Consider the following 10,636-nt stretch of genomic DNA (forward strand, 5'->3'; position numbering starts at 1 on the left):
AATCGCTTGATTTATAATACAATCACTGGAAGACTATTCTTTGATGGGGACGGGACAGGTACACTAGCAGCCATTCAAATTGCAACTCTTAGTTCTAAACCCACTCTTACCGCCTCTGATATACTTGTATTAGTTTAATCTTAATACAGCTTGTAGGGTGCGTGTTTGCGGTTAAAAAGGTCTGTAAGCGTTTTCAACACCCTAGGAGAGGGGAAAGGGGAATTATGAATTATGAATTATGAATTGGGGAGAAGGGAGAAGGGAGCGGGAAGAAGGGAGAGAAAAAGCTAATAACTGATAACTTTTTACTGATAACTGATCACTGATAACTGCTATTCATACAAAATCTCATCAAAACAAGCTTCTCCCACACTGGATAAAGTCCTAGCGGCAGCTTTATCAGTTTTCGACTTCTGCACGAGGGCGCGGAATTGCTGTAGATTGTAACGAGCTTGGAATTTTTTAATCGTGCAGTCGCATAGATCTTTTGCCACATCAGCAGCTAACCCCTCCCCACGCGCTCTTTGTAAACATTCTTGACGATAACTGTCGAAAGTCGTGGCAATATTAGAACTTTGGCTAAGGTAAACGGCATTATTAGCCTGTACTGGCAAGGATAAAGCTAATAAACCGATAAAAGTTAGTAAATATCTTTGATTTCCGATCATAATCGCTTTTTTAAGCCTAAAATCCCCCACTAGATTAGAGAACCGCTCCATAAATTATAGATCGATCGCTTGACTCTTGGGTTCCACTCTTGGCAAACTGTCATCTGTTATGCTACGATAAATACTGCTTGATCGGCGCCATCGCCAAGTGGTAAGGCAGAGGTCTGCAAAACCTTTACCCCCAGTTCGAATCTGGGTGGCGCCTTGGAAAATATCGGCATCTTTCTTTTATTACCTTGTCTAAATGAAGGTTTACCAAGGTTTTACTTGATAGGCTGCCACTAAATAGCGAAAAATATACTCGACTATCTCTAAATAATTCTCGGTAGTTTCTAGAGACTCACCCCACACCGTCACGCCATGGTAAGAAATCAGTAAAGCGGGAATTTCTGGGGGGAAAGTTGATAATCTACTCTCTATTTCTGCGGCAATTTTCGGCACATCGAGATAGTTAGCAAAAACTGGCATAAATACTCGGGGATTTTCTACCCAAATACCTAAACCTTTCAACATTTCTAAGGGAGGTAACGATAACTTGTCCTCGCGAGCAAAACGGGAAACTAAATTCGCTTCCACCGAGTGGACATGATAACAAGCTTGCGCTTGGGGAAAGAGACGATAAATCACCTGATGAATGCTAGTTTCTGCCGAAGGACGATTATCCCGATGAGCTAATTCTCTGACTTTTCCCGTCAGATCCACGCGCACAAAATCCTCTTCTGTGAGTTTACCTTTACTTTTACCACTGGCAGTAATCCAAAAACTATGATCATCAACTTTAGCGGACAAATTACCTGCCGTGCCAAGCATCCAACCCAGTTGATAAAATCTTCGGGCAGCGGCAACTAGAGACGGACGAGGATCGCTCATGGTTTTTAGAGATATGGTGGATAGGGAGTAACTATTATAACAAGTTGAAGCCCGCAGACGAACCACTCCTCAGCATAGCGGGTTGAGGTAGTTTATTCCGGATAATCTCGCTCAAAACTAAACCCAAGGCAGAATAGAGCTAGTAACCGGTGAGCAAAAAGGAAGATTTAATCGTGGCAATGTGTTAGGAATGTGTTAGGTTAAAGATAATTGCAGCTTTGATGAATCGAGGGTTGAGCCGTGAATAACAACTTTTTCCGTAGCTATTCTGTCAATGATTCTGGTTTGGGTTGTTTCTTATCTTTAATTTTAGTCGGATTGTTGTTAGGCTCGATCGGACTAGGTTGGTTAGTCAATGGGTTTTTAATTCTCGTGGCATTCCTAATCATTTCGCCCGTCATTGCTTGGGGAATTTTTCGCTGGTGGTTGCGACGCAATTTAGTTGAAGATAGCTGTCCCGTCTGTAGCTACGAATTTACGGGTTTTAATCGCACGGAATGCCAATGTCCTAACTGTGGTGAACCGTTAAAAGTGGCAGGGGGTAAGTTTATTATTCTCACCCCTCCCGGTACGATCGATGTACAGGCGATCGAAGTACCTACCGGACAGTTAGAAGATTAGGGTCAAACCATCACCATCTAGGCACGCGCACTAAACTGAAAGCGGGGGATCTGAATTTTAACAATAACAGCAGTCCCAGCAGGTGAATTGACCAATGAACGAGAACTAAGCCCCAAATAATTGCAAAAATCAAACTACTAACGGCAAGAGCTTTAAAAATATCATTATCGGTCTTTTGATACCAGAGAAGACTAAGGAAGGAAAGCAGTAGGAGTAGAAGGGGAAAGAGTGGGGAGAACATGGGGATCACCATTGGGTGAGGGGACTGTTTTCACATCCATAGCCTATCATTTCCCCTTGACGGCTACGGGTAGCAGCGGTTACATTCCCCCCTATTTGTCATAAATCTTTAGAATCAAATTAAAAAGTTTACAAGCCAATCTTTTAGTATAAAGGTGGCGCGACAATCATCCTCATTGTAACGCAAAATAGCCGCCAATAAAGTCCGATCTCCTGTTTTTAACCACTGGTCATACCACCAAACGCATTGATCCCCGCTTACTCCTCGATCGCGCCATTGAAAGCCAATCCAGTTAGCGAGGGATTTTAAAGAATAACTTTCCACGGGAAAAGTTACCGAGTTAACTACCTGATAGTGCAGATCAAAACAGCGAGAAACTAACTGATTAATCAAAGAGGAAGGAGTTTTATAAAGATAACCCAATCGCTTAATTGTTTCCACTTCGTACTCAGAAAAGTGAAAAATGGGTGCTTGATAATCCTGCATGACTAAGGTTAAAAATTCCTGCCAAATCCTGCCTTCATCTTCCGGCTTTTCCGCCAAAAAGGGATAAAATTGCTGGGTATTAACTCGATGGTCAACCCGTAAAATCCCCAAAAGATAATCTAAATTCTGTTCTGGTTCCGCTTCGATGTCAAAATAAAATTCAATCTCGTCCCTCGGTAGGGGAGACAAATAAGCAGTTTTCCCGTTGCTTTTGCGAAAGGCCCGATTTTCAATAATTGCTTGGGCCTGTAATTGTAACTGATTAGCCACCTCTAACCCCATCCCCTCCCCCATACGGGTAGGACAGGTAAGCGCCAGGGATTCCATGGTGGAAACCCCCAAAGACTGTAAAAATTGGTAACGACTGGGAGTTACCCCCGGGACTAAAGAAAGATGTTGACTCGCTTGGGCGATACCATAACAGTGACTATACCAATGACATAAACTGCAACGCTGACGCGAGATAAAAACTTCTGGTTCTTGGTGATTAATCACCATTTCACCGAACTTTTTGATTATTTCCTCTAGTTTAGTTAACCAGAGATTCAATTCCACCCGATAGCGATTATGACGACGTAGGACAATTTCTGCGTAATTGGGAAAAACTCCCTGCATACCGGCCAATAAATAGGCGTAAAAAGTAGCCAGCATCTTATATTCAGGCTTAGGACGGCGACCGAGTTGAATATTGAGGGGATAATAAATCCAATCGCCAAATTTCGACTTTCCTGCCTGTTTAATTAATAAATGGGGGGAACCGGTTAAAGAGACGGGATAGCCGGATTGTAACAGGACTCCGTGATAAATACAGGGTACCCCCTGACCCATCAAAGCTTCCGTTTCCCTAGCGGCGGCTAAAATATCGCTGGTGGGAGTAGTCAGGGAACAATAATCGGGATAGGAGTCTTGTAGGACTTTTTTAACGTGACTTTGACTCTCTTGGCGCAATTTAAGCAAAAAATCTCGCTCAGGGTCTTTTTCTTGGCTATTGCCGTAGAGATTTAAAAACCCACGGCGTTGACAACGTTGGTAGTCTAGAAGTAGATCATCGGTCAGTAGCATTCTATACAAGGAGAAAAGTTAAGCTTTCCTGGACCAGTGAAGTAAAGTAAAAAATAATAAACTTAAAAAAAGGAAACATTCCCAAGTGTGTTTCCTCTACTCTAATACTATTGTGACAATTGCGACTTAATCCGTCGATAGAATTCAGCCGTCGGTCGTTGGGAGTCAGGAAGTGGGGAAATGGGGAATTCAACTAAAACCCTAAAACCCCAAAACCCAACACCTTCTAACTGATAACTGATAACTGATAACTGATAACTGACCCCCCATCTCCTCGCTTATGCAGAATTTAGACGAAAATAGCCTCGATTTCGCCGTTAGTAAACCGGATTTAGCCGAACAAAGACAGGAATTTCGGGGACTTAGCAATAAAGTTTATTTTAATTTCGGTGGTCAGGGAACCTTGCCCAAGGCGGGATTAGAAGCGATTATCGATGCCTATAATTTTCTCCAACAAAAGGGGCCTTTTTCAGGACGGGTAAACGATTGGATTACCAAAAAAACGGAACTTCTACGGCAAGAAATGGCTCAGGAGTTGGGAATTAGCTCCAGCACTATCTCTATCACCGAGGATGTCACTGTAGGCTGTAATATCGCCCTCTGGGGGGTTGATTGGCAAGCGGGGGAACATATTTTACTAACCGATTGTGAACACCCCGGAATTATCGCCACGGTTCGGGAAATTGCCCGTCGTTATCATCTGGAAATCTCCACTTGTCCTATTCGGGAAACTTTAAACGGCGGCAACCCGATAGAAGTGATTTCCGCTCATTTACGTCCCAAAACTAGGGTTTTGGTGGTCAGTCATGTTCTCTGGAATACTGGACAGGTTTTACCCCTCAAGGAAATCTCGCAGCTTTGTCATGATAATTCTGTCACCGAAAAACCCGTTTTAGTGGTGGTGGATGCTGCCCAATCCGTGGGTTGTTTGCCCTTGGATTTAAGCGCCACTGCCGCCGATTGTTATGCTTTTACAGGTCATAAATGGTGGTGTGGACCGGCCGGTGTGGGAGGATTGTATATTCGTCCCGAAATTTTCCCTAGTTTACAGCCCACTTTTATCGGTTGGCGAGGTATTGAAACAGATAAGCAAGGACAGCCTATCGGTTGGAAACCCGATGCTAGACGCTTTGAAGTGGCCACTTCTGCCTATCCTCAATTTGAGGGTTTAAGGGCAACTATTGCGGTACATAACGCCTGGGGTGATGGGGGACAAAGATACGAAAAAATCTGTCAATTAGCGGCTTATCTCTGGGGAGAATTAAACACAATTAAAGGGGTGAAATGTTTAAAAAATTCTCCGCCAGAATCCGGTTTAGTTTCCTTTCAAATTGACTCGGCCATCAGCCCACAAAATTTAGTGCAACAGCTAGAAAAACAAGGGTTTTTACTGCGAACTCTCCTCGACCCCCTCTGTGTGCGTGCCTGTGTTCATTATTTCACTTTGCCCTCAGAAATCGAGCAGTTAGTAGCAGCTATCAAAAAGTTAGTTTAAACCGCGTCGGGGATATTTTTATCCCTCGGCCATTAAGCGTAATAATTCGTCAGTGGATAACTTGCCGCTTGCGTCAGTCCCCTCCAATAAACTATCGGCAAGATCGCGTTTATGGTGGTGCAGATCGACAATTTTTTCCTCGATCGTATCCTTGGCCACTAAGCGATAAATCGTCACCGGACGTTTTTGGCCGATGCGGTGAGCGCGATCGGAAGCCTGATCCTCCACTGCGGGATTCCACCAGGGATCAAGATGGATAACATAATCGGCTGCGGTGAGATTTAATCCTGTCCCCCCGGCCTTTAAACTAATTAAAAATACGTCCCCTTCCCCTGCTTGAAACGCTTTCACCTGTTTCTGCCGATCGCTGGCTGGGGTACTACCATCGAGGTATTGATATTTTATCTGTCTTTGATCGAGATAACTGCGGATAATCGCTAAATGATCGACAAATTGACTAAATACCAACGCTTTATGCTGATTATCTAATAACTCATCCAGAATTTCCCCGAAACGGGACAATTTCGAGCCGGCTAAATCCAAATCCGGAGCCACTAACTGCGGGTGACAGCAGGCCCGGCGTAATTTCATGATCTCTGCCAGTACCTGGAGATGTTTCGCTCCGGCGGTGCTGTCACTCTCGCTTAATTTCTCCAAAGCACGCCGCCGTAAGGCCTCGTAAAACGCATTCTCCTCGCTGCTTAACTCGATCGGGACTAAAATCTCGGTACGCGGCGGTAATTCCGCCAGAACTTGGTTTTTGGTGCGCCGGAGAAGGAAAGGCCGCACCAGTTTTTTTAACCGTTCGCGGGCGGTTTTATCGCCGTATTTTTCGATCGGGGTGGCGAAACGGCGATCAAAACTTTCCAAGGATCCCAACAATCCGGGGTTAATAAAACGGAAAAGATTCCATAATTCCCCTAAATGATTCTCGATCGGTGTTCCTGTGGTGATTAGTTTAAAATCCCCCCGCAGATTCATTGCTGCTTTCGATCGCTTGGTGGAGAAATTCTTAATCGCTTGGGCCTCATCGAGAACGATTGTCCGCCATTCCACCCCGGCCAACATGGTGGCCACTTCTTCCTGCTGTAATAACCCATAGCTACAGACCAACAGATCAAAAGGTTGCAGTCGATCGAGTAGTGCTTGCCGATCGCCTGTTCCCAATTGGATGATATTTAAGGTGGGTGCGAACCTTTCCGCCTCACTAATCCAGTTCAAACATACTGAAGTAGGAGCGATCGCTAAAGTCGGTCCCTCGGAGGCGCGGGTTAGGATCACTGCCAGAGCTTGTAAAGTTTTCCCTAATCCCATATCATCGGCCAAACAGGCCCCGGCCCCCCACCGGGCCAGCCTAGCTAACCAGCGAAAGCCTTCCAATTGATAGTCGCGCAATTCTGCCTGTAGAGTTGAGGGGACTTCTGGAGTAAAATCCTGACTCTCCTGAAAGCGTTGTAAATTATCGCGCCAACGTTTATCGGCCTTGAGTTGTCCCACTTCCTCGGTGAGTTCCGAGAGAATCGGGGCAGCGAAGGGATGAAACCGCAAACCGTCGCCGGACTTTTCCGAGAAAGCGCGCATTTCCTGTAACCGTTCCCGAAATGCCTCGGTTAATGCCAGAAATTGACCATCTCCGAGGGGAATAAACCGCCCCGGCGCTCCCTCTAGCAATTTCATCAACTCCTGCATACTCAGGACTGATTTCTCCTCTAGGTGCAGTTCCCCACTGACGGCAAACCAATCCCGTTGACTGTGGATATTTAGGTGTAGGTCTTGTAATCGAAGCTGACGCGACACCCGCCATTTTTCTCCTTCTGGCCATTCCACGAGGACGCTATCGCTTAATTCCCGCAATTCTAGCAGTAGATCTAGACAATCCTCTGGATTTTCTAGCCGCCATTCCCCGTTTTCTTCCTCAAAACTGATCAGGATCGGACAAGAATCGATCGCTGTTTGGGCCAGTTTTTTCTCTAGGGCCAGATCCCTAGTTGTTTGCAGCCGTTCCCCCTCGATCTCGGCGATTACTGTTTCTCCCCCTTTTCCAGGCTGGAAATAGGGACCAGCTGCCCCAAAAGGACGGCTGAGAACCGCCACTTTTAAACCCTCTCCGGCCGGTAAGAGATGAATCCGGGGTTGACTATCGGCTGCCACTGACCGGGCTGCTTTTCCTCCGCCGATATCGGAATGTACTGTCACCATCCCGGACAGGGAATTGATCGCGGCCAGGACTTTTTCCCGGCCCTTGTCGGGGACTTCTAGGCGGTTGCTTTTGCCGATAATGTCGGCGATGCTTCGGTGTTCTGGCTTGACTTCGATTACCTTAATGCGAGTGGGGGTTTCTTTCCAAATCAGCACTTCTTGGTGATCGCTGAGATCGGGCAGTAAAGAGAGGATTAATTTACCCGATTTTTCCTTTCTTACTCGCAATTCTGGTTCCCCGGCGACGATTTCTACCCGCGTTCTGGGGGAATCTTCCCAAAACACCAGGGGATGACCGATCAGTTCGATAATGGCCCGGCGCTCAAAGTGATACTCGTTCTGGCCATAGTAACTGGATTCCACGAAGATATGGGCGCAAATTTTCAGGTCTTGCGGGGTTAAATAGTCAATTTCCCCAGTTTTTCGCAGACGTTTAAGGGAGACGGGACGGCCGCGACTCCAATTACCCCGCGCGTCGAGTTTCTGTTCTTTTGGTTGCAGGAAATAATCCTCGGAATGGATAGAGAGAAACCAAGCAAGGCGGACGACGGGGTTAGATTTACCCGGGGTTGGTGTTGGCGCGCACAGATTAGTCAAGGCATTCAGGCACAGTTGCCAAGCTTCCTGGGGTTCGATCGCATCCACCAGGGGGGAAGAGAGATGCCATTTTATAACCACCTCCGCTTCCGGCACTCGATCGAGTCGGGACAGTAGGGCCCCGGTTTCTAGGGCTAACCAATGGTAGCCGGCCGCCTTGGCATCTTTGTAGAGGGGCAAGAGTAGGCGGGGCAGATGTTTTTTAGCGATGTCGCTACTCATCCAGTAGAGACAGATACTATAGATAAGAGTCTCTAGACCCTGGCCCATTTGGTAGGGATTGATCGTCGCGTCGATGATTGCGTCTTTGGCCTGCATATCTCCCTGACGGGCAGCGATGATTTTTTCCAGACGGGCATAGATAGGGCGGAAAGGATGATCGTTTTGACGCGTCACCCAACTGGTATAGCTGGCGGCTTCGGCGAGACGTTCGGGGGTTCCTTCTTTGAGGAGGGCGAAAATAAAGGAGAAGCCGCTAATCGAAGAAAAATAGATTTTTTGTTTTCCTTTGGCTTTTTTTAGGGCTTTAAGGGCGAGGGTGTATTCTTGGATCGCTTTGCTGTTTTCCCCGCCTAGAAAGGCAATCCAACCCCGTATCGCCCCGATTGCTGCTGCTTGGCTTTCCGGGAAGGGGCGATCGAGATACCGACGCACTTTATCGCTTTGTCCTCGGATGATTGCCTGTTCGAGCCACAAATGGCCTTCGGAAACACTGGTCTGGTCTTGACAGAGTTCTTCTAGGAGGGAAAAAGCTCCATCAGCGCGAGTTATTTTTTCAAAAGCCTTGACAAGAATGCTATTTAGTGCTAGGGCTTGAAATTTGGTCGGTTGCGTCCGTAACCAATCCCCATCGAAGGGGTTATCGTAGATGAGGATGAGAAGGTCTTCTAGGCTGGTTTTTGAGGAAGAATAGCTGGTTTTCTGATAATCGGCGATTTGTTGTTCGATCGAGTCGAAATCCTGACTATAGATGGCCAGACGGATTTCTCGGATTAATTGCTCTTTTCCCTGAAAAACTAGGCTTTCATCCCAACGAGTCCGGGGTTGCGCCAGTTTTGCCTTGATAATCTCGGCAAAACGCTTGAATTCTCCTTTACTAACGCTATCACGGCTGGCAATCTCGACGAGGAGGGGATGACAGCGCGGCCCGTAGCCTTTGTCCTGGGTGATTACTTCCGCTTCTAGGAGGATATCTAAATGGGATTTCAGGGTTTGGCCGTTAAATCGCCGGTTGTTCTCGTCGCGGTAATGGGCTTGATTTAAACAGTCTAGAAAAGTGCTGCGGGCGATCGGTTCATAGATTAGGGAAAAAAAACGGACGATCACCTGATCTAGTGCCGATAATTGTTGGTAGCGTTCGATGAGTTGGCGGCGGAGTTGCTCGATATCGTTCATATTCGGTTATATTCGCTGATAATCCTAATCTTTTTGCGGGGATATGACTGCAATTTATGGACGGGTTTCCAAAAAAGGTTCGATATCGATCGGGAACCAGTCCCCGTCTAATACCTGTTCGAGAGTGAATATAAACTCTAGGGGAATCGCATTTTTATCGACGATTCTGGCGTTAATCAGGGATTTTCTAGCGGTTAAATAGGCTTTTTCCCAAGAATCGCGGGCATGGTTGACGAGGGTGGCACTATCTATTTTTTGTTCTAATTGCGATCGGAAAGCCGCGATCTCCACTATCCAGTGACGGGCATTCCGTTCTTTTTCCGATTCCCAATAGGATAGTTTTAGCAAGTGTTCAATTAAAACGGTTAATAAACTCGTTATTGCCTGTCTCTCGCTTTTTCCCATGCACTCCACTTCCTCGATCAGGTTTTCCCAGTCCACCAGGTCGAACTCTTTTCGCTTTAACAGTTCGGCGGTTTTTTCTGTCCAGAGAACAAAATCTTCTTCGTAGAGAGCGGTCATCATAGATTTCTCATCCCGACCGGGAGCGCGGGGTAATGGCTCGATTATAACGCTCGATCGCTATCCTCGATCAGCTTCTAGTGCGGGGAATTTTTGTCAAGTTAGAGATTTATCCCTTAGCATAAGTTGTTCTTTTTGTCAAAAAAACTTTTTCTTTTTAACAAAAGTACACAAACATTTTGAGCAACCTTATTGGCGATGTTATTTTGGGACTAGAGGGGAAAGATAACCTCACTGCTAGAATTTAATTTTCAGACAAATAACCTCAGAGCAGAAATTATGACCTTTACACCAGCTATTGATCCAGATATTGAATACCCCGATAGTGACGGTAAACCGATGGCCGATAATACCGAACAATACGAATGGATCGTTAAAATCAAAGAAAATCTTGAGATTCTCTTTGCTAATTCTCCTCAGGTTTTTATTGCCGGAGATCTGCTCTGGTATCCCGTCCAAGATAAGAAAATTACTGGACCG

At 46.1% G+C, this 10,636-nt stretch carries 8 protein-coding genes, 1 tRNA gene and 1 pseudogene; 4 read left to right on the plus strand and 6 right to left on the minus strand.

Translation table 11 applies throughout. The features are described from left to right. Window positions 1-332 precede the first annotated feature (332 nt). Window positions 333-668, minus strand: a complete 336-nt coding sequence (locus IM485_RS06900) for a hypothetical protein (RefSeq protein ID WP_043998728.1) — start codon at window positions 666-668, stop codon at window positions 333-335. 134 nt (window positions 669-802) lie between these two features. Here IM485_RS06900 and IM485_RS06905 point away from each other — a divergent pair. Continuing rightward, window positions 803-873 (plus strand) — tRNA-Cys (locus IM485_RS06905). A gap of 47 nt (window positions 874-920) precedes the next feature. Here IM485_RS06905 and mtnB read toward each other — a convergent pair. Next, window positions 921-1,538, minus strand: a complete 618-nt coding sequence (gene mtnB, locus IM485_RS06910; protein ID WP_287742148.1) for a methylthioribulose 1-phosphate dehydratase — start codon at window positions 1,536-1,538, stop codon at window positions 921-923. A 240-nt stretch (window positions 1,539-1,778) separates the two neighbouring features. Between mtnB and IM485_RS06915 the strand changes: the two genes are divergently transcribed. Next, entirely contained in the window at window positions 1,779-2,159 is a 381-nt protein-coding gene (locus IM485_RS06915) for a hypothetical protein (protein ID WP_002760482.1), read from the plus strand. 10 nt (window positions 2,160-2,169) lie between these two features. Here IM485_RS06915 and IM485_RS22670 read toward each other — a convergent pair whose 3' ends face one another. Both IM485_RS22670 and IM485_RS06920 read right to left on the minus strand, forming a co-directional pair. After that, a complete protein-coding gene (locus IM485_RS22670; RefSeq protein ID WP_004163988.1) occupies window positions 2,170-2,412 on the minus strand; it encodes a hypothetical protein in 243 nt (80 codons plus the stop codon). Between the two features lie 102 nt (window positions 2,413-2,514). Further along, window positions 2,515-3,948, minus strand: a complete 1,434-nt coding sequence (locus IM485_RS06920; RefSeq protein ID WP_104395361.1) for a TM0106 family RecB-like putative nuclease — start codon at window positions 3,946-3,948, stop codon at window positions 2,515-2,517. 280 nt (window positions 3,949-4,228) lie between these two features. On the opposite strand from IM485_RS06920, the gene IM485_RS06925 reads away from it, so the two are divergent. Continuing rightward, complete coding sequence (locus tag IM485_RS06925; RefSeq protein WP_104395360.1) at window positions 4,229-5,443, plus strand: aminotransferase class V-fold PLP-dependent enzyme; 1,215 nt, start codon at window positions 4,229-4,231, stop codon at window positions 5,441-5,443. Window positions 5,444-5,461: 18 nt separating this feature from the next. Here the strand turns inward: IM485_RS06925 and IM485_RS06930 are convergent, their stop codons facing one another. After that, the gene (locus IM485_RS06930; RefSeq protein WP_287742153.1) at window positions 5,462-9,634 is read right to left on the minus strand and encodes a DEAD/DEAH box helicase; all 4,173 of its coding nucleotides are present in this window, start codon (window positions 9,632-9,634) and stop codon (window positions 5,462-5,464) included. Between the two features lie 54 nt (window positions 9,635-9,688). Beyond that, entirely contained in the window at window positions 9,689-10,159 is a 471-nt protein-coding gene (locus IM485_RS06935; RefSeq protein WP_104395358.1) for a DUF29 domain-containing protein, read from the minus strand. Between the two features lie 276 nt (window positions 10,160-10,435). Between IM485_RS06935 and IM485_RS06940 the strand changes: the two are divergent. Next, window positions 10,436-10,636, plus strand: a pseudogene (locus IM485_RS06940) (Uma2 family endonuclease); the annotation flags it as partial.

Origin of the sequence: Microcystis sp. M169S2 (assembly GCF_020245865.1) — a bacterium.
GTDB lineage: Bacteria > Cyanobacteriota > Cyanobacteriia > Cyanobacteriales > Microcystaceae > Microcystis > Microcystis ichthyoblabe_A.